Source organism: Streptomyces sp. NPDC058371 (genome assembly GCF_042723265.1).
In the GTDB taxonomy this organism is placed as follows: Bacteria; Actinomycetota; Actinomycetes; order Streptomycetales; family Streptomycetaceae; genus Streptomyces.
In genome coordinates this window covers 13,749-30,858 of the sequence record NZ_JBHXJC010000022.1, presented here as the reverse complement: position 1 = coordinate 30,858, position 17,110 = coordinate 13,749, and the positions used below count along the sequence as shown (strand labels likewise).

The 17,110-nt window shown below is 68.7% G+C and carries 18 protein-coding genes; 7 read left to right on the top strand and 11 right to left on the bottom strand.

The genetic code is table 11. The annotated features are described in order from the left end of the window. The first annotated feature begins 52 nt into the window (after positions 1-52). From ACFWM2_RS38005 to ACFWM2_RS37990, 4 genes are all read left to right on the top strand, one after another. Positions 53-1,060 carry a zinc-binding dehydrogenase gene (locus ACFWM2_RS38005; RefSeq protein ID WP_383290166.1) on the top strand — a complete coding sequence of 336 codons (1,008 nt, stop codon included), beginning with the start codon at positions 53-55 and terminating at the stop codon, positions 1,058-1,060. Positions 1,061-1,080: 20 nt separating this feature from the next. Further along, the gene (locus ACFWM2_RS38000; protein ID WP_383290163.1) at positions 1,081-1,683 is read left to right on the top strand and encodes an NADPH-dependent F420 reductase; all 603 of its coding nucleotides are present in this window, start codon (positions 1,081-1,083) and stop codon (positions 1,681-1,683) included. Positions 1,684-1,746: 63 nt separating this feature from the next. Next, the gene (locus tag ACFWM2_RS37995) at positions 1,747-2,832 is read left to right on the top strand and encodes an alkene reductase (RefSeq protein WP_383290160.1); all 1,086 of its coding nucleotides are present in this window, start codon (positions 1,747-1,749) and stop codon (positions 2,830-2,832) included. Between the two features lie 16 nt (positions 2,833-2,848). Next, a complete protein-coding gene (locus ACFWM2_RS37990; protein WP_383290157.1) occupies positions 2,849-3,196 on the top strand; it encodes a VOC family protein in 348 nt (115 codons plus the stop codon). Between the two features lie 464 nt (positions 3,197-3,660). Here the strand turns inward: ACFWM2_RS37990 and ACFWM2_RS37985 are convergent, their stop codons facing one another. The 10 genes from ACFWM2_RS37985 to paaN form a co-directional block, all read right to left on the bottom strand. Beyond that, a complete protein-coding gene (locus tag ACFWM2_RS37985; protein WP_383290154.1) occupies positions 3,661-4,515 on the bottom strand; it encodes an alpha/beta fold hydrolase in 855 nt (284 codons plus the stop codon). 111 nt (positions 4,516-4,626) lie between these two features. Next, positions 4,627-5,724, bottom strand: coding sequence for a 1,2-phenylacetyl-CoA epoxidase subunit PaaE (gene paaE, locus ACFWM2_RS37980; protein WP_383290373.1), 1,098 nt, complete (start codon positions 5,722-5,724; stop codon positions 4,627-4,629). Positions 5,725-5,735: 11 nt separating this feature from the next. Next, entirely contained in the window at positions 5,736-6,251 is a 516-nt protein-coding gene (paaD, locus tag ACFWM2_RS37975; RefSeq protein WP_383290151.1) for a 1,2-phenylacetyl-CoA epoxidase subunit PaaD, read from the bottom strand. Next, positions 6,245-7,075 carry a 1,2-phenylacetyl-CoA epoxidase subunit PaaC gene (gene paaC / locus ACFWM2_RS37970; RefSeq protein WP_383290148.1) on the bottom strand — a complete coding sequence of 277 codons (831 nt, stop codon included), beginning with the start codon at positions 7,073-7,075 and terminating at the stop codon, positions 6,245-6,247. The genes paaD and paaC overlap by 7 nt, the downstream gene beginning before the upstream one ends. A 9-nt stretch (positions 7,076-7,084) precedes the next feature. Further along, entirely contained in the window at positions 7,085-7,387 is a 303-nt protein-coding gene (paaB, locus tag ACFWM2_RS37965) for a 1,2-phenylacetyl-CoA epoxidase subunit PaaB (RefSeq protein ID WP_383290145.1), read from the bottom strand. Next, on the bottom strand, positions 7,384-8,370 hold the full coding sequence (gene paaA, locus ACFWM2_RS37960) for a 1,2-phenylacetyl-CoA epoxidase subunit PaaA (RefSeq protein WP_383290142.1): 987 nt from the start codon (positions 8,368-8,370) through the stop codon (positions 7,384-7,386). Before paaA ends, paaB begins: the two co-directional genes overlap by 4 nt. A gap of 282 nt (positions 8,371-8,652) precedes the next feature. Next, positions 8,653-9,504: a 3-hydroxyacyl-CoA dehydrogenase family protein gene (locus tag ACFWM2_RS37955; protein WP_383290139.1), complete on the bottom strand. Its 852-nt coding sequence runs from the start codon at positions 9,502-9,504 to the stop codon at positions 8,653-8,655. Further along, positions 9,501-10,262, bottom strand: coding sequence for an enoyl-CoA hydratase/isomerase family protein (locus ACFWM2_RS37950; protein ID WP_383290136.1), 762 nt, complete (start codon positions 10,260-10,262; stop codon positions 9,501-9,503). The genes ACFWM2_RS37955 and ACFWM2_RS37950 overlap by 4 nt, the downstream gene beginning before the upstream one ends. Beyond that, complete coding sequence (locus tag ACFWM2_RS37945; protein ID WP_383290133.1) at positions 10,259-11,482, bottom strand: thiolase family protein; 1,224 nt, start codon at positions 11,480-11,482, stop codon at positions 10,259-10,261. The genes ACFWM2_RS37950 and ACFWM2_RS37945 overlap by 4 nt, the downstream gene beginning before the upstream one ends. Beyond that, positions 11,482-13,188, bottom strand: coding sequence for a phenylacetic acid degradation protein PaaN (gene paaN / locus ACFWM2_RS37940; protein WP_383290130.1), 1,707 nt, complete (start codon positions 13,186-13,188; stop codon positions 11,482-11,484). The genes ACFWM2_RS37945 and paaN overlap by 1 nt, the downstream gene beginning before the upstream one ends. A 93-nt stretch (positions 13,189-13,281) precedes the next feature. Between paaN and paaI the strand changes: the two genes are divergently transcribed. Together paaI and paaK are read left to right on the top strand one after the other, a co-directional pair. Continuing rightward, positions 13,282-13,716 carry a hydroxyphenylacetyl-CoA thioesterase PaaI gene (gene paaI, locus ACFWM2_RS37935; RefSeq protein WP_383290127.1) on the top strand — a complete coding sequence of 145 codons (435 nt, stop codon included), beginning with the start codon at positions 13,282-13,284 and terminating at the stop codon, positions 13,714-13,716. After that, positions 13,713-15,059: a phenylacetate--CoA ligase PaaK gene (paaK, locus tag ACFWM2_RS37930; protein WP_383290124.1), complete on the top strand. Its 1,347-nt coding sequence runs from the start codon at positions 13,713-13,715 to the stop codon at positions 15,057-15,059. Before paaI ends, paaK begins: the two co-directional genes overlap by 4 nt. An 88-nt stretch (positions 15,060-15,147) precedes the next feature. Here the strand turns inward: paaK and ACFWM2_RS37925 are convergent, their stop codons facing one another. Beyond that, positions 15,148-15,765: a TetR/AcrR family transcriptional regulator gene (locus ACFWM2_RS37925; RefSeq protein WP_383290121.1), complete on the bottom strand. Its 618-nt coding sequence runs from the start codon at positions 15,763-15,765 to the stop codon at positions 15,148-15,150. Between the two features lie 166 nt (positions 15,766-15,931). Between ACFWM2_RS37925 and ACFWM2_RS37920 the strand changes: the two genes are divergently transcribed. Then, entirely contained in the window at positions 15,932-17,080 is a 1,149-nt protein-coding gene (locus ACFWM2_RS37920; RefSeq protein WP_383290118.1) for an FAD-dependent oxidoreductase, read from the top strand. The last annotated feature ends 30 nt before the right edge of the window (positions 17,081-17,110 follow it).

Genomic DNA, 17,110 nt, shown 5'->3' with positions numbered 1-17,110 from the left:
ACAAGAGGTTGCAATGATGCCCGTCATTAATAATCCTCGGAAGGAGCGCGTCATGCGCGCCATCACCTACGAACAGCACGGAGATGCCGGGCAGGTACTACGCCTGAGCGAGCAGCCGGACCCTGCGGCGCCCGCGGCCGGGCAGGTGCAGGTGCGGGTGCTGTCCCGGCCGATCCACCCCGGCGACCTGGCGGGAGTGGAGGGCCTTCCGGGTGAGCCGCGGCAGCGGTTCGCCACGCCGCGGATCCCCGGCGTGGAGGGGATGGGCGTCATCGAGACCGTTGGCAAGGGCGTACAGGATCTGCGGCCCGGTCGGCGAGTGGCGTTCTTCCCGGTACCTGGGGCGTGGGGCGAAGTCGTCACGGCGCCGACGGATCTTGTGGTGCCGGTGCCCGAGGGCGTCAGCGACGAGACCGCGGCCTTGATGCTGGTCAACCCGCTCACCCTGCTCACCTTGCTGCGGGCGGTCGAGGACGCCCAGCACGGCCAGGCCGGTCCGGTGGTGCAGACGGCTGCCGGTTCGTCGGTGGGAAAGCTGGTCAGCGCCGCAGCAGTCGAGCACGGCACCCCGCTGATCAATCTGGTACGCAGCGGCACGGGAGCTCAGATCTTGCGGCAGCGCTTTCCCGAACTTGCGACGATCTCGACGGCCGACGCGGACTGGCGCACTCAGGTCCAGGACGCGACCGGCGGCCGCGGTGCCCAGGTCGTACTGGACGCGGTGGGCGGATCCCTGACCGGTGAGCTGGCCGGGCTGCTGGCCGACGGCGGCACGCTGGTCACCTACGGTCAGCTCGGTTCCGGCAGCACGCCGCTGGAGTCGCTCGCGCTGACCCCCCGGGCCCTGACCGTGCGAGGCGCGTCCATCGGCCGGTGGATGACCCGCACGCCTGCTGAACGGGCCGAAGACGTGGCCTTCGCCGCCCGGCTGGCCGCGACCGCCCCGGAGCTCTTCGAGGTCGCCGCCCACTACGACCTCGTCGACTTCGCGAAGGCTGTCGACCATGTCCGACGCCCCGGCAAGAGCGGAACCGTCCTCCTCACCAGCCCCGCATCCTGAACCCCACGAAGGGCACCGCCATGAAGATCGGAACCCTCGGCGCCGGAACCGTCGCCCAGGCCATCGCCCGCCACGCCGTGGCCCACGGCCACCAGGTCGTCCTGAGCAACAGCCGCGGCCCCGCCTCCTTGGCCGGTCTCTCCGACGACCTCGGACCGCTCGCCCACGCCGGCACCCCGGAGGAAGCCGCCGCGGCAGAACTCGTCGTGCTAGCGGTCGGCTGGCCCCAGATCCCCGACGCGGTAGCCGGCCTGCCGCCGCTCGACGGGCGCATCGTCATAGACGCCACCAACCAGTTCGTCTCCCCACCCCCGCACGTGAAGGTCGCCGACCTGGGCGAGCTGACCGGCAGCGAATACGTCGCCTCGCTGCTGCCCGGGGCCCGCGTCGTCAAGACGTTCAACACCCTCTACGGCCAGTACATCGCCGCCGACCCGCGCCACCGCGCCGGACGCCAGGTGCTGTTCCTCGCCGGTGACGACGCCGACGCCAAGGCCACGGTCGCGGACCTCACCACCGCCTTCGGGTTCGCCCCCGTCGACCTCGGCTCCCTGCGCGACGGCGGACGCCTCATGCAGCTCGGCGGCCCGCTCTCCGGCCTCCACGCCCTCAAGCAGGACTGAGCCGGGCCCTCTCCCACTCCTCGTGCTCCTCCTCATCCGACCCTCGGTACAAGGAAGTTGCTCATGACCAGCCACCCCCTGCTGCAGCCCGTCCGTCTCGGCGCGCTGGAGCTTCCCAACAGCGTCGTCATGGCCCCCATGACCCGCGCCCGCGCTCAGAACCCGGAACTGGCCCCCACCGACCTGCACGCGACCTACTACGCGCAGCGCGCCAGCGCCGGCCTGATCGTCACCGAGGGAACCTGGGTCAGCCCCGACGCGATCGGCTACGTCAACGTCCCCGGCATCTACACCGGCATACAGACCGCCGGCTGGGCGAAGGTCACCGAAGCCGTGCACGAGGCGGGCGGGCGGATCGTCTCCCAGTTCGGCCACGTCGGCGCGGCCTCCCACCCCGACCACCACGGCGGCCGCCTGCCCGCCGGACCCTCGGCCGTCAACCCCGGCGAGAAGTCCTTCACCCCCTCCGGTCCGAAGGACACCCTCACCCCGCGCGCCTACACCCCCGCCGAGATCGCCGGCACCATCGCCGACTACCGCCATGCGGCCGAGAACGCGCGCCGCGCCGGCTTCGACGGCGTGGAACTCCACGCCCAGGGATCCCACTTGATCCCGCAGTTCCTCAACCCTCGCCTCAACCAGCGCTCCGACGCCTACGGAGGCAGCAGCGAGAAGCGGGCCCAGTTCCTCCTGGACATCCTCGACGCCGTCAGTGACGTGTGGGGCAGCGACCGCATCAGCGTGAAAATGTCCCCGGGCTGGACCAGCGGAACCGCGTTCACCGCGGACGAGGAGACCCTCGCCGACTACGACCAGTTGCTCAAGATGCTCAACGACAGCGGCCTGGCCTATCTGCATCTCCTGGGCACCCCCGGCACCATCGAGGAGCGCATCGCCCTCTTCTCCCGTTACCGCGCCCACTACCAGGGCAACATCGTCGCCAACCTCGGCTTCACCCAGGCCCTCGGCAACGAGATCCTCGACCACGGAATCGTCGACGCGGTCTCCTTCGGCGCCCCCTTCATCGCCAACCCCGACCTCGTCGAGCGCTTTGCACAGGGCCACCCGCTGGCCGAGGGCGACCGGGACACCTACTACGCCGGTCACATCGAGGGCTACACCGACTACCCCGCCTTCACCGCCAACTGAGCAAGGAAGATCCCCCGTGAGCAGCAACATCCGAGCAATGGTCACAAACGTCGAAGTAGAGAACCTCGATGACGCCATCCCGCTCTACCAGGACCTCGCCGGAGACGTGGAAGTCCACCGATTCCCCTACCGCGAGCTGGAATTGGCACTGGTAGGACCCTTCCTGCTCTACTCCGGCCCGCTGGAGAAGTACGTCTCGCAGAACGCGACCGTCATCGTCGACTCCCTGCCCCCCGTTCTCGACGCCCTCGACAAGGCCGGCGCCGCGATCCTCGAAGCACCCAGCGAAGTACCCAACGGCACCAGGATCGTTGCCCGCCACCCGGACGGATCCGTCTTCGAGTACCTGCAGCCCCGCGTCTGAGGCCCGAACGCCGCAGCACGAATTCAGCGCTCGTGAGGCCGGCATCGGTCCGGTCTCACGAGCGCCCTTCTCTGTCACGCATCAGGGACCGGGTTCAGCCCCGCAACATGCTGGGCGGAGGCCTGCATGACCTCCAGATCGCCACCGCTGGAGAAGCCAAGGCAATCCCGCCATCCCAGCCCAACGATGATCTCCAGTGCGCCCGACAGGTCGTGGGCGATCAGCCCGCCCGCCCCTCCGGAGTTGGCGAACCCTACTGCGCGCCGGCCGCTTTCATCGACGCAGAGGAAGTAGGTCCCGCCAGCCCACGGATGTCCGGCTTGCTCTGGATGAGTTCGAGCGGATGATCGCTTGAGGCCATGACATCGACGATAGCCAGGGCTGCTAACGGGCTGAGACCAGGCCCGACGCGCAGACGACCGTTCCGGACGTCCACTCGGCAGAACTGCCGCAGCAGGCCATCCTTAGTCGGGCAGTCCTCGAACGAACCCGGCGACCAGCGTCGCCACCGCTTCCGGAGACTCCATGTTCATGAGATGGGTGGCGTCAATCCGGTTGACGCTGACCGTCGGCCGGGCGGGTGAGAGCACGGCCAGCTCCTCGGAGACCCCTTGTGCGAACCGGGCGCTGAACTCTCCGAACCACTCCATGCCAGGCGCAGGCGGAAGCTGTCGGCCGGCCTGTACCAGCAGCAGCGGGGAGTCGACCCCGTCCAGCCACGCGGTGACGCCGAGCGCGAAGATCCTGTGGAGTTCGTCGAAGAGCTCCAGCGCCTCCGCCCGTTCCGGCAGCGTCTGCCACTTGCCGTCGGGCAACGGGCGTGCGGCCGCGCGGGCAGCGGCCTCCGCATGGCCGGCGGGAATGCCGAACCGGACGGAGTTGACGACCTTCTCCTCGATGTACTCGGGTGGCGCGATGGCCCCGGCCGAAGCCAGCAACACCTCACTCACCCGGTCGGCGCCGGGGTACTCGCGTCCCCACCAGAAGCCGTCAAGATTCACGGCGGCACGCACACGGCCCGGGTTCGCCCGGGCGTACTCGACCGCGACCACTCCGCCAAGGGAATGGCCCACCACAACGGCCTCCGGCACGCCACGCTCGTCGAGCGTGTCCGCGATGTGCCGCACCACAGCGGGGATGGTCCAGGGAGAGATACCGGGAGAACGGCCGTGCCCGGGAAGGTCGAGGGCGAGGACACGGTGCCCGACGGTGAGGAGGGCGGCCGAGGCGTCCCAATCGGCGAACGACCGTCCGTAACCGTGCAGTAGAACCAGTTGAGGGCCTTCGCCCCCGTAGTCATGAACATGTAGGAGTGTCATTGGGCGTCACTGTAGGGGGCACACGGCATTTCGAACACCGATTAAGGATCTCCGCCGAGCGCGAGGGTTCAGAGGCCGGCGCTCGGGCGGAACATGCCGGCCGTCGGACCGTCAACTGTCGTAGTCGACCGTCAACTTCTCGGATACGGGATACGTCTGGCAGGTCAGCACGTAGCCGGCTTCCACCTCGGCCGGTTCGAGGGCGTAGTTGCGGCGCATGTCCGCTTCGCCGTCCGTGATGCGGGCCCGGCAGGTGCCGCACACGCCGCCCTTGCAGGCGAACGGGAGATCCGGACGGATCCGTGCTGCAGCGTCGAGGAGCGTGGTGTCGCGGGGCAGTCCATCGGTAGTGGAGCGGCCGTCGAGAGTGACGGTGACCTGGCTGACCGGCCCGTCGGCTGCCGCCTCTTCCCGGCGGACGGGCTGCGCCCCTTCGTCCGCGTAGAACAGTTCTTGGTGGACTCGCTCGGCGGGAACTTCGAGCAGGTCAAGTACTTGTTTGGCATCGCGCACCATGCCGTGGGGGCCGCACAGCCACCAGTGGTCGGCGGTTGGAACGTCGATCAGTCCCTCGATGAGGGCGCCGAGCCGGTGGCCGTCGAGCCGACCGGAGAGGAGATCGGCCTCGCGGGGTTCGCGGGAGAGGACGTGGACCAGCTGGAACCGGGTGCGGTACTCATCCTTCAGGTCGGCCAGTTCGTCGGCGAACATCACGGTGTCGGTGCGGCGGTTGCCGTAGAAGAGCGTGACCTCTGAGCGGTCGTCCGCCGCCAGCACCGACTCGGCGATGGACATCATGGGGGTGATGCCCGAGCCGGCCGCGACGAGCACATGGTGGCCGGGCACCGCGGTATCGGGCGTGAAGGCTCCGGTTGGGGCCATGACTTCGATGGTGTCCCCTGCTCTGACCTCATGAACCAGCCAGGAGGAGAAGAGCCCGCCGGCGACTTCGCGGACTCCGATGCGGGGCGGGGCCCCTGTGGGCGAACAGATCGAATAGGAGCGCCTTTCGTCGCGCCCCTCGATGTCACGCCGCAGGGTGAGTGACTGCCCAGGACTGAAGACGAACTCTTCGGCCAGAGCGTCGGGGATCTCGAACCTGACAGCGACGGCGTCCTCGCAAAGGCGTTCCACTGCGGCAACACGCAACGGATGGAACGCCGGGCGGCGCCGGCGTGCTGTCGCCGGGGCACCGGCGGTCGGTGCCATCACCTCTGGCATCAGATCTCCTTGACGTACTCGAACGGCTCGCGGCAGGTGAGGCACCGCCACAATGCCTTGCAGGAGGTGGCCGCGAAACGGGAGGTCTCTTCGGTGTCGACCGATGCGCAGCGCGGACACGGAACGGTGCGCCGGATCGGCGACAGGCTCAGGGGAACGGGTCCCCCTGGGCGCCTCGGTGCCGCCAGCGGTGGTGCGATGCCGTGTTCGGCGAGCTTGCGCCGTCCGGTGGCGGTGATCCAGTCACTCGTCCACGGCGGGTCCAGGACCGTGCGGATCGCGACGCGGTCGAAGCCGGCTTCGCGCAGGCTCGCGGCGACGCCTGCGCGCATCTCGGCCATGGCCGGGCATCCCGAGTAGGTGGGGGTGAGGCTGGCGACGACTGTCCCGTCGGCCGCGATGGTGACGGCACGCAGGACGCCGAGGTCGGCCAGGGTGAGCATGGGCAGTTCTGGGTCAGGAACCTGTTCGGCGATGTGCTGGGCGCGTCGGGTATCGGCCATGGCGGTCACCATGTCGCCTCCGGGTGAGCGCGGGCGACACTCTGCAGTTCGGCCAGGAGCGGGGCAAGGTGTTCCGTGTGCCCACCCTGCCTGCCGATTCCGGGCAGTGGCGAGGCTTGTGGCATGGGGAGCCCGGCGGCTTCGAGGACTTGCTGAAGGTCCGCCAGTACGTCGCTCCGCGCGTCGTGTGCCGCGAACAGCTCTTCCCAGTAGGGCGCCAGAGCGTCCAAGGCCACCTGAACACGTGCGTGGGACTCGTCCGTGCCGTCTCCCAGGCGCACGGTCCACTCGGCGGCGTACTGCCGGTGATAGGTGAGTTCCATGACGCCTTTGGCTGCGATGGCCGCGAGCACTGGGTCGGGAGAGGAGGCCAGCTCGACGAAGTGGGCGAGGCGCCAGCTGGAGAGCACGAGCAGCCGCACGATGGAGAACGCGAAGTCGCCGTTGGGAAGTTCGGCGAGGCGTACGTTGCGGAAGTCGTCGGCGTCGCGGAAGTAGGCGTAGGCGTCCTCCGCGCGCCCGGTGCCGTCCGCCATGCCGCAGCGGGCGTACAGCAGTCGGGCCTGGCCCAGCAGGTCGAGCCCGATGTTCGCGAGCGCCACCTCCTCTTCCAGTTCGGGAGCCCGGGTGACCCACTCGGCGAGCCGCTGGGCAAGCACCAGGGCGTCATCGCCGAGCGCCATGCAGCAGACTGCCAGTTCGGCCGCGTCGACGTTCTCGGGGACGGCCGTGTCCACCCCGTGCAAGGGATCTTCGAAGCCGGTGCCGAACGCCCAGCGAGAGTCGCTGTCGTCGTGCCCTTCGGCCAAGGTCATGTAGACGTGGTCGTCACTCATCCCCAACTCCTAGATGTGCGGGACATCGTCGGGGATGTCGTAGAAGGTCGGGTGCCGATAGACCTTGTCGGCGCTGGGCGCGAAGAAGGGGTCCTTCTCGTCCCGTGTGGAGGCGGCGATGTACTCCGAGCGCACGGCCCAGATGCTGACTCCCTCATTGCGCCGCGTGTACAGATCGCGGGCGTGCGTGAGCGCCATCCGGTCGTCCGCCGCGTGCAGCGAGCCGACATGAACGTGGTTGAGTCCGCGCTTCCCGCGGATGAACACCTCGTACAGAGGCCAGCCGTGGGTCTCTTTCTCCGGGCTGCTCATACTGCTGCCTCCTCACGAACTCGGGCGGCCACCTTGGCGGCGTGGACGCCTGCGGCTTCACGCACCCACGTGCCTTCTTCGTGGGCAGCACGGCGGCGCTGCATCCGCTGCGTGTTGCAGGGACCGTTGCCGCTGATCACTTCCTTGAGCTCCGAGTAGTCAGGAGTTCCGAAGTCGTGGTGGCCGCGCTCTTCGTTCCAGCGCAACTCGGGGTCGGGCAGGGTCACGCCGAGCTTGGCCGCCTGCGGCACCGTCATGTCGACGAAGCGTCGGCGCAGTTCGTCGTTGCTGTGCCGCTTGATCTTCCAGGCCATCGACTGCTCGGAGTTGGGCGAGTCGTCGTCGGGCGGGCCGAACATCATCAGTGAGGGCCACCACCAGCGGTTCACCGCGTCCTGCACCATTTCCCGCTGGTCCTCGGTGCCGCGCATCATCGTCATCAGCAGCTCGTAGCCCTGACGCTGGTGGAAGGACTCCTCCTTGCAGATGCGGACCATCGCGCGTGCGTAGGGCCCGTACGAACTGCGGCAGAGAGGGACCTGATTGCAGATCGCCGCGCCGTCCACGAACCAGCCGATGACGCCGATGTCGGCGAAGCTGGGGGTCGGGTAGTTGAAGATCGAGGAGTACTTCTGGCGGCCTTCGATCAGCCGCTGTGTCAGGTCTTCCCGATCGGCTCCCAGGGTTTCGGCGGCCGAGTACAGGTACAGCCCGTGGCCGGCCTCGTCCTGGACCTTCGCGAACAGGATCGCCTTGCGGCGCAACGACGGCGCCCTGGTGATCCATTCACCCTCGGGCTGCATGCCGATGATCTCGGAATGGGCGTGTTGGGCGATCTGCCGGATCAGCGTCTTGCGGTAGCCCTCCGGCATCCAGTCACGCGGCTCGATCCGCTGATCACGTGCGATCGTCGCCTCGAAGTCGGACTTCAGTTCGTGCGCGGCGTCACCGTCGGGTGGTGCCGCGGGGCGTGCCGTGGTCATCTCTGCCACCTTCCCTACCGACCATTCGTTCGGTCCATCATACGGCGAGTCCTCCCCTGTCTGGCAAGCGTCGAGGACGGATCAGTGCCCGCCGAAGCCACGGCTGCCGTCCGGCGAGCAAGTCGCGCACGGCGTTGCGGTGGTCTTCCGCTGTGGACGTGCAGCCGCTGCACGGCGTCCAGCAGGCCGCGCCGCAGCTGGACGTTCAGGGCGTTGCGAGCGGGCCGCTGCAACTCCATGACGGCCACAGCACCGTCCAGGGTGTATCCAATGCCGTGCTGGTCACCATGTGTAGAAGCCCTGTCCCGTCTTGTGTCCGAGTTCGCCGCGCGCGACCTTGTCCCGCAGGAGCTGCGGCGGCGCGAAACGGTCACCGAGGGTGGCGTGGAGGTACTCGGCGATGGCGAGCCGTACGTCAAGCCCGACGAGGTCTGTCAGGCGCAACGGGCCCATGGGGTGCTTGTAGCCGAGCCGCATCGCGTCGTCGATGGCCTCGGGCGCGGCGACGCCTTCTTCGACCATGCGAATGGCCTCCAGGCCCAGGGCCAGCCCGAGGCGGCTGCTGGCGAAGCCGGGGGAATCCTTGACGACGACGTCCTGCTTGCCCAGCGCCTTGGTCCAAGCCAGAGCGGATTGGACGGTGTGCGGAGTGGTGTCAGGGGCGATCACGATCTCGACCAGCGTCGAAGCCGGCACCGGGTTGAAGAAGTGCATCCCCAGGAAGCGATCCGGGCGGCGGAGGACGGCGGCGAGGTCGGTGACGGACAACGAGCTGGTGTTCGTGGCCAGGACCGTCGCATCGTCCACTGCTTCTTCGACCGCCTTCAGCAGGCGGGACTTGAGCGCGGGATCCTCGGGTACGGCTTCCACGACCAGCTCGGTGTCCACGGGCAGAGCGTCCACCGCGTGGACGACGGCCACTCGGCGGGCGACATCCTCCGCGGACTCAGCGAGATGGCCTCGCTCTTCGGCGCGCTTCAGGCCGGCGGCGATGCGGTCCAGCGCTGCGGCGGCAGCCTCTCCCCCGCTCTCCACCACGGTCACGACCGAGCCTGCGGCAGCGAAGGACTGGGCGATGCCCGCGCCCATGCGGCCGCCCCCGATGACTGCGACGGTCTTGGGCGGCAACGTCATACCCGGCTCCTCTTCTCAAGAAAGCGTGTCATGCGGTCCTTCTTGTCCTCACCCTCGAACAGCACGGCCTGTGCCAGGTCGTCGGCGAGGGGGTGGGCTCCGGGTGAGTCGACGACGAGCTTCGTCAGACGCAGGGCCGTTGCCGACGAGCGCGCCATGCGATCGAGCAGTGCGTGGGCCTGCTCCAGCAGCTGCTCGGCGGGGACGACATCGATGACCAGGCCGACGGCGTGCGCTTCCCGGGCGTCGAGATTGCGGCCGGCCAGGAGGATCTGCTTGGCGACCGACTCTCCGACCAGTTCCGGCAGACGCCAGCAGGCACCGGCCGCCGCAAGGATGCCGAGGCCTGGTTCGGGATTGCCGAATACGGCACCGGGGCCGGCCATGCGCAGGTCGCAGGCGTAGGCAAGCTCGGCCCCGCCGCCCAGGGCCCAGCCCTCCACCGCGGCGAGCGTGGGCATGGGCAACCGCCGGACTCGTTCGAACAGTCGGCTGTTGATGCCTTGCAGGGCTTGGTCCCGGCCGCGCTCGAGCAGCTCGGCGATGTCGGCGCCGCCTGCGAAGACACCGCCATGGCCGGTCAGCAGCAGCAACTTGGGGTCGCGTTCCAGCAGTTCGCACACCTGGTGCAGTTCGCTGATCATGCGGCTGCTGATGGCGTTACGGGCCTCGGGGCGGTGCAGGGTGACAACGACCCGGTCGGCTCGCTCCTCCACCAGCAAGGTGTCGTACAGCAGGCGATCAGTGGGGGCAGTCATATCCGCTCCACCAGCAGTGCGACACCCTGGCCCACGCCCACGCACAGCGTGGCCAGGCCACGACGGCCGTTCTCGCGCTCGAGCCGGCCCACCAGGGTCAGCAGAATGCGCGCACCGGAACAGCCGAGCGGATGCCCCAGGGCGATGGCACCGCCATCGGCGTTGACCTTGTCCTCGTCCAGCTTGAGACGGCGGATAACGGCCAGCGCCTGGGCAGCGAAAGCCTCGTTGAGTTCGACGGCGTCCAGTTCACCGGCCTGCCATCCGGCCCTGGCCAGAGCCTTTTCGCTGGCCGGAACCGGGCCCAGTCCCATGAGGTTGGGCTGCACACCCGCAGAGGCGGAGGCAACGATCCGCGCCCGAGGCGTGAGCCCGTAGCGGTCCACGGCGTCCTTGCTCGCTATCACCAGGGCCGCGGCTCCGTCGGACAACGGTGAGGACGAGCCGGCCGTGACAATGCCGTCCCTGCGGAAAACGGTCCGCAGGGAGCCCAGCTTCTCCAGAGTGGTGGAGGGGCGCGGGCCCTCGTCCCGGCTCACCTCACCATCTCCCACCGGGACGGGCACGATCTCGCGGTCGAAGCGGCCCGCTTGCTGGGCAGCCAGGGCACGCTGATGGCTGCGCAGGGCGAACGCGTCGGACTCGCCACGGGTGATGCCGTCCAGGGCTGCGACCTCTTCGGCCGTCTCCCCCATGGACAGTGTGATCTTGACTGCCTGCGGTCCGGCGTCCTCGGGTACGCCGCTGTCGGCGGCGGCGAAGCGCGGATTGGTGAACCGCCAGCCAAGCGCGGTGTCGTGCACCTGCCCCGGCTTGGCCCACGGCGTACCGGGCTTGGCCATGACCCAGGGAGCCCGGGTCATGGACTCCACTCCCCCCGCGACCACGAGATCCGCTTCTCCCGCGCGGATGCTCTGTGCGGCTGCGGCGACCGCGGTCAGGCCCGAGGCGCACAGACGGTTGACGGTGTAGCCGGGCACGGAGTGCGGCAGCCCGGCGAGCAGTACGGCCATCCGTGCCACGTCCCGGTTGTCCTCGCCCGCTTGGTTGGCGGCTCCCAGGATGACTTCGTCCACGGCTTCACCCGGGACGGCGGAGCGGCGCACGGCCTCGCCGACGACGAGGGCTGCCAGGTCGTCAGGGCGTACGGAGGCCAGGGCGCCACCGTAGCGGCCCTGCGGGGTCCGGGCGCCGTCGATCAGGTAGACCTCATCGGACATCAGACAGACTCCTCAACAGGGGCGGGCCGGCGCGACTGCAGGATCGCGAAGCGACCGGCGACGAACGCGGCGTCGGACAGGGTGGCGTTGGCCGCCGGGTTGGCGGCGCTGCCGTGGAAGTCGCTGAAGGCGGCCGACTGGTTGACGAAGACGCCGCCGGTGAGGTTCTCGGAGAGGTGCACGCCCGCCTCCAGGGCTGCCGACTCCGCTGCCGCCAGGACTTCTTCGCTGGTGGAATGGACAGCGGCGGTCAGCGCGCCGTGCTCGCGCACGGTGTCGCGGAAGACGGCAAGGCTGTGCTCGGTGGAATCGGTGCCGATGACGAAGGAGACGGGCCCGAACCACTCGTGCGTGTAGGTCTCCCGGTCGGTCTCCGCGTCGAGCCGTGCCACCAGCGGGGTACGTACGACCGCCTTGGCGTGTTCGGGGTGCTCCACGGGGGCCGACGCGTGGACCGTACGGCCCAGGTCGGCGGCCTGCTCGAGCCGCTCGCGGACACCGTCGTTCACGATGGCGCCCAGGGTGCCCGCTGCCCGGGCGGGGTCGCCGAGCAGCTTGTCCAGTGCGGCAGCCAGGTCGGCGGCGAACTCATCGGCGCTCTTGGCGCCCTGGTCGGTGGCGAAGCCCTCGCGCGGGACGAGGAGGTTCTGCGGGGTGGTGCACATCTGCCCGCTGTAGAGGGACAGCGAGAAGGCGAGGTTGCCCAGCAGGCCGTGGTAGTCGTCGGTGGAGTCCAGCACCACCGTGTTCAGGCCCGCCTTCTCCGTGTAGACGGATGCCTGGCGGGCGTGGGTCTCCAGCCAGTCGCCGAAGGCGGTCGACCCGGTGAAGTCGATGATCCGGACATCGGGATGCAGAGCAAGGGTGCCGGCGCTGCGTTCTCCTGGCGCTTCCGCGGCGAGCAGCACCACGTCGGGATCGAAGCCGGCCTCGGCCAGGACTTCGCGGGCGATGCGCACGGTGATCGCCAGGGGCAGGACCGCGCCGGGATGCGGCTTGACCACCACCGGGTTGCCCGTTGCCAGACTGGCGAACAGGCCCGGGTAGCCGTTCCACGTCGGAAAGGTGTTGCAGGCGACCAGCAGCGCCACACCGCGTCCGACGGGTGTGAACTTCTTGTCCATCACCAGGGGGCCGCCCTTGCGCTGCGGCTTGCTCCAGCGGGCTCGGGCAGGGTGCCGTTTCTGTTCCGCCCATGCATAGGCCACTGCCTCCAGGCCGCGGTCCTGGGCGTGTGGGCCGCCTGCCTGGAAGGCCATGACGAATGCCTGGCCCGTGGTGTGCTGCACGGCGTGGGCGATCTCGAAGCTTGCGCCGTTCAGCCGGGCCAGGATCTCCGCGGCCACGCCTGCCCTGGTGTCGGGTGATGCGTCCCGCCAGGAGGCCGCCGCGGACTTCGCCGTGGCTACGGCGTCCTCGGGCGACAGATGGGGGTAGCTGACGCCGAGCGAGAAGCCGTAGGGGGACGTTTCGGTAGGCGCGACCCATGCGTGGCCGGGGTGGCCGGGCAGGTCGAACGGGGTGCCGAGCTGACGCTGGAAGGCGGCCTCGCCGTCCTTCGCCGCCTCGTCCCCGTAAAGGGATTTGCTCGGTGACTCGGGGTACGCACTCCAGTGGTCACGACGTGCCGCCGCAGCGGCGGCATCTTCGAGCAGGGCGCGGTGACGTGCGAAGTAGTCGAGGTTCTCGGGGTTCTTCTGCGGCATGCGGGCCACCTCTTGACAGGCAGTGGTCTTGCTGGATTACTTGGCCGTGCCGCACGCTAACCGAATGTTCGGTCGGTCCACAAGGTGGTGGGAATGACGACCCAGCTGCCCGGCATGACTCCGGGCCCTGCCGAAAAGATGTTCGCCGCAGATGAGGCATCGCGACGGCTTGGCATCGAGCTGCTGCAGTACGGCGAAGGGACAGCCGTGCTCCGGATGTCCGTGACCCCTGCGATGGTCAACGGCCACCGGATCGCTCATGGTGGTTACCTGTTCCTCCTCGCCGACACGGCATTCGCCTGCGCCTGCAACAGCCACGGACCCGTGACCGTCGCCGCGGCCGCCGACATTGATTTCGTTGCGCCCGCGCACGAAGGCGACGTCCTGGTGGCCACAGCCCGCGAGCGCACCCGGTTCGGCCGCAGCGGCATCTACGACGTGAGTGTCCTGCGCGGCGACGAAGTGATCGCGGAGTTCCGCGGCCGCAGTCGGACGCTCCGCAGCACGCAACATGAGGAGCCGCAATGAGCAGCGAAGTCATCGTGCCCGAGCGTCTGGAAGCCCGCCGGGGAGACCCGCTCCCCGAGGCATTGCTGGATGACGCCGAACGGATGTCACGCGAGGAGATCAGATCCCTCCAGCTCACCAGGCTGCGCAGCACACTGCAACACGCCTACGCCAACGTCGAGTTGTACCGGCGGAAGTTCGACGAGGCCGGGGTCGAGCCCGACGACTGCCGCAGCCTCGATGATCTGTCCCGTTTCCCCTTCACCACCAAGGCCGACCTGCGCGACAGCTATCCCTTCGGCATGTTCGCCGTCCCGATGTCCGAGGTACGGCGCGTACACGCCTCCAGCGGGACCACCGGCCGTCCCACGGTCGTCGGTTACACCGACAACGACCTGTCCATGTGGGCCGACGTCGTGGCCCGTTCCATCCGCGCCGCCGGCGGCCGCCCGGGACACAAGGTCCACATCTCTTACGGCTACGGCCTGTTCACCGGCGGGCTCGGCGCGCACTACGGCGCCGAACGGGCCGGCTGCACCGTCATCCCCGCATCGGGCGGCATGACCGCTCGCCAGGTGCAGATAATCCAGGACTTCAAGCCTGAGATCATCATGGTCACCCCTTCCTACATGCTCACCCTGCTCGACGAGTTCGAGCGCCAGGGCGTTGATCCCCGGTCCACCTCGCTCAGGATCGGCATCTTCGGCGCCGAGCCGTGGACGGAGGAGATGCGCCGCGAGATCGAGGAACGCCTCGACATCCACGCCGTCGACATCTACGGCCTGTCCGAGGTGATCGGCCCTGGTGTCGCGCAGGAGTGCGTGGAGACCAAGGACGGACTGCACGTGTGGGAAGACCACTTCTATCCAGAGGTCGTCGATCCGTTCACCGACGAGCAGCCGGCCGAGGGCGAGAGCGGCGAACTGGTCTTCACATCGCTGACCAAGGAAGCCCTGCCGATCATCCGCTACCGCACGCGGGACTTGACGCGACTGCTGCCCGGGACCGCCCGCCCCGGCTTCCGGCGGATCGAGAAGATCACCGGCCGCTGCGACGACATGATCATCCTGCGTGGCGTGAACGTCTTCCCGAGCCAGATCGAGGAGATCGTGCTGCGCACGCCTGGCGTGGCTCCCCATTTCCAGATCCAGCTCAGTCTGCGGGGACGGATGGATCACATGACGGTCCAGGTGGAGGCCAAGCCCGGCACCGGCCCCGACCAGCGTGAGGCGGCCGCGAAGATCATCGCGCAGGGCGTCAAGGACGGTGTCGGGGTCACCGTCGAAGTTGCCGTCGTCGATCCGGAGACCCTGGAGCGATCGCTGGGCAAGCTCCGCCGGGTCAAGGACACGCGCCGGCCCTGAGTCGCGCGGACTCGCCTGATCGCACTCAGGGGCGGCCGCCGGGTTCCGGCGCCCGCCCCTTTCGGCGGGGTCGACCCCCCTGAACGGGTCAGCTCGCGAGCGAGTCTGTGCCGGCACCCTCTGCATCGAGCTGCGACTGCCAACCGCGGGTCAGCAGGTCGAACACTGTCTCCACCGTCGCGCGTGGATCGCGTCGGCCCTTGGCCAAGGTCGGTACCTGCAGGACGAACCGCGCGAGTGCCGAGCATGCGAGATCATCCGGTTCTCGGCCGAGTTCCTCCGCGATGGCGGTGCTGAGCGCGTCCGCGTGCCGCATCCACATGCGCTCCCCGTACTCGCGCAGCGCGGGCGTTTGATCCACCAGCTCGGTGAACCGCACCAGACGTGGATCCGATGCGAGCTGCACCCAGGACCTCAGCGCGTGGGCGCGCAACGCCTCGACCACACCCTGGCCCTCGGGCCGTTCGCGGACGGCGGCCGTCAGCGCCGCCTCGACTTCTTCCTCGCGGTCGAAGACCAGGGCCTCTTTGCTCGGGAAGTGCGCGAAGAGCGTCGTAGTCGATACGTCGGCTCTCTCGGCGATGTCGCGGACGCTCACTCGCTCGAAACCATGCTCCAGGAAGAGCTCCAGGGCGGCGTCGGCGATGGCCTGCCTCGTCGCGGCCTTCTTGCGCTCGCGGCGTCCAACAGTCGGAGAGTCGGGCATGGCGCCACCCTATCCCATAGGTGCACTGAAGCAGAAACTGTAACGGTTGCACTTATGGACTCGTTTCTGCTTTGGTGGTTCAGGGGTTGCCGCCCCGTGAGGTCGCGGCACCGGGCATCGCCATGCCGTGGCGTCATCTGGACCCCACCGACGAAAGGAATCCACCGTGGACTCTCCGACGCCCGCAAACGCTCGGATCAGCATCATCGGAGCCGGCCCAGGAGGCCTCACGTGCGCACGCATCCTGCAGCAGCACGGCATTGCGGTGACGGTGTACGACCGTGATCCAGACGTGAACTCGCGCAACCAGGGCGGCTCACTCGACCTGCACAAGGAAGACGGCCAGCTCGCACTCCGTGAGGCGGGCCTACTGGAGGAGTTCTTCGCGCTCGCCAGGCTCGAGAGTCAGGAGATGCGCCGTATGGACCCCGCCGGGCGCGTCCTTTCCCACCATCTGCCGGACGAGGGCGAAACGGCCGGCCCCGAGATAGACCGCGGACAGCTTCGCGATCTCCTGCTGCGCTCACTCACTGCCGGGACGGTTCAGTGGGGACGGACTCTCGCATCGGTGAGCGGACCGGACGACGGGCCGCGCACGCTGACGTTCACCGACGGGAGGACCGTCGAAGCGGATCTCGTGATCGGTGCGGACGGCGCCTCCTCCCGCGTCCGCACCGCCGTTTCACCCGCGACACCGAGCTATACCGGAGTCAGCTTCCTCGAGGCATGGTTCGACGACATGGAGACCGCGCACCCCGGGCTCTCCGAACTGGTCGGCAAGGGCAGCGCCCACATCGCCGACGGCAAGCGCGGCCTCTTCGCCCAGCGCAACAGCGGCGACCACATGCGCGTCTACCTCATGCAGCGCGTCCCGGTGGACTGGATCACGGCGAACGGACTTCATCCCGAGGACACCCAGGGCATCCGTGCGCATCTGCTGAACGAGTACGCGGGCTGGTCACCGCAGACACTCCGGATGATCACCGACAACGACGGCCCCTACGTCGATCGTCCCCTCTTCGCCCTGCCGGTGCCGCACACATGGGAGCACTCCCCCACCGTGACGCTCCTGGGAGATGCCGCCCACCTCATGCCACCGCTCGGCGTCGGCGTCAACCTCGCCATGCTCGACGCCTGCGAACTCGCGCTCGCACTCGTCCACGCGGTCACCATCGACGATGCCGTACGCGGCTACGAGAACTCGATGCTGCCGCGCTCGGCCGACATGGCCCAGATGCTCGAAGGCGGCGCTGAGCATCTCCTGTGCGTACCCGACCCTGACGAGATCGCGCGGGTCGGGCAGGCCCACTCCTGAACAGGTTCGGCGTGAACTGCGATCTACAAC

Bases quoted from the DNA above. Each gene is read 5' to 3' on its own strand.
- ACFWM2_RS37955 (WP_383290139.1), bottom strand. From the start codon at position 9,504: ATGACGTTGCCGCCCAAGACCGTCGCAGTCATCGGGGGCGGCCGCATG.
- paaB (WP_383290145.1), bottom strand. From the start codon at position 7,387: ATGAGCAGCCCGGAGAAAGAGACCCACGGCTGGCCTCTGTACGAGGTG.
- paaI (WP_383290127.1), top strand. From the start codon at position 13,282: ATGACGACCCAGCTGCCCGGCATGACTCCGGGCCCTGCCGAAAAGATG.
- ACFWM2_RS38000 (WP_383290163.1), top strand. From the start codon at position 1,081: ATGAAGATCGGAACCCTCGGCGCCGGAACCGTCGCCCAGGCCATCGCC.
- paaN (WP_383290130.1), bottom strand. From the start codon at position 13,188: ATGCCGCAGAAGAACCCCGAGAACCTCGACTACTTCGCACGTCACCGC.
- ACFWM2_RS37995 (WP_383290160.1), top strand. From the start codon at position 1,747: ATGACCAGCCACCCCCTGCTGCAGCCCGTCCGTCTCGGCGCGCTGGAG.
- ACFWM2_RS38005 (WP_383290166.1), top strand. From the start codon at position 53: ATGCGCGCCATCACCTACGAACAGCACGGAGATGCCGGGCAGGTACTA.
- paaK (WP_383290124.1), top strand. From the start codon at position 13,713: ATGAGCAGCGAAGTCATCGTGCCCGAGCGTCTGGAAGCCCGCCGGGGA.
- ACFWM2_RS37985 (WP_383290154.1), bottom strand. From the start codon at position 4,515: ATGACACTCCTACATGTTCATGACTACGGGGGCGAAGGCCCTCAACTG.
- ACFWM2_RS37945 (WP_383290133.1), bottom strand. From the start codon at position 11,482: ATGTCCGATGAGGTCTACCTGATCGACGGCGCCCGGACCCCGCAGGGC.
- paaA (WP_383290142.1), bottom strand. From the start codon at position 8,370: ATGACCACGGCACGCCCCGCGGCACCACCCGACGGTGACGCCGCGCAC.
- ACFWM2_RS37950 (WP_383290136.1), bottom strand. From the start codon at position 10,262: ATGACTGCCCCCACTGATCGCCTGCTGTACGACACCTTGCTGGTGGAG.
- paaD (WP_383290151.1), bottom strand. From the start codon at position 6,251: ATGGTGACCGCCATGGCCGATACCCGACGCGCCCAGCACATCGCCGAA.
- paaE (WP_383290373.1), bottom strand. From the start codon at position 5,724: ATGGCACCGACCGCCGGTGCCCCGGCGACAGCACGCCGGCGCCGCCCG.
- paaC (WP_383290148.1), bottom strand. From the start codon at position 7,075: ATGAGTGACGACCACGTCTACATGACCTTGGCCGAAGGGCACGACGAC.
- ACFWM2_RS37925 (WP_383290121.1), bottom strand. From the start codon at position 15,765: ATGCCCGACTCTCCGACTGTTGGACGCCGCGAGCGCAAGAAGGCCGCG.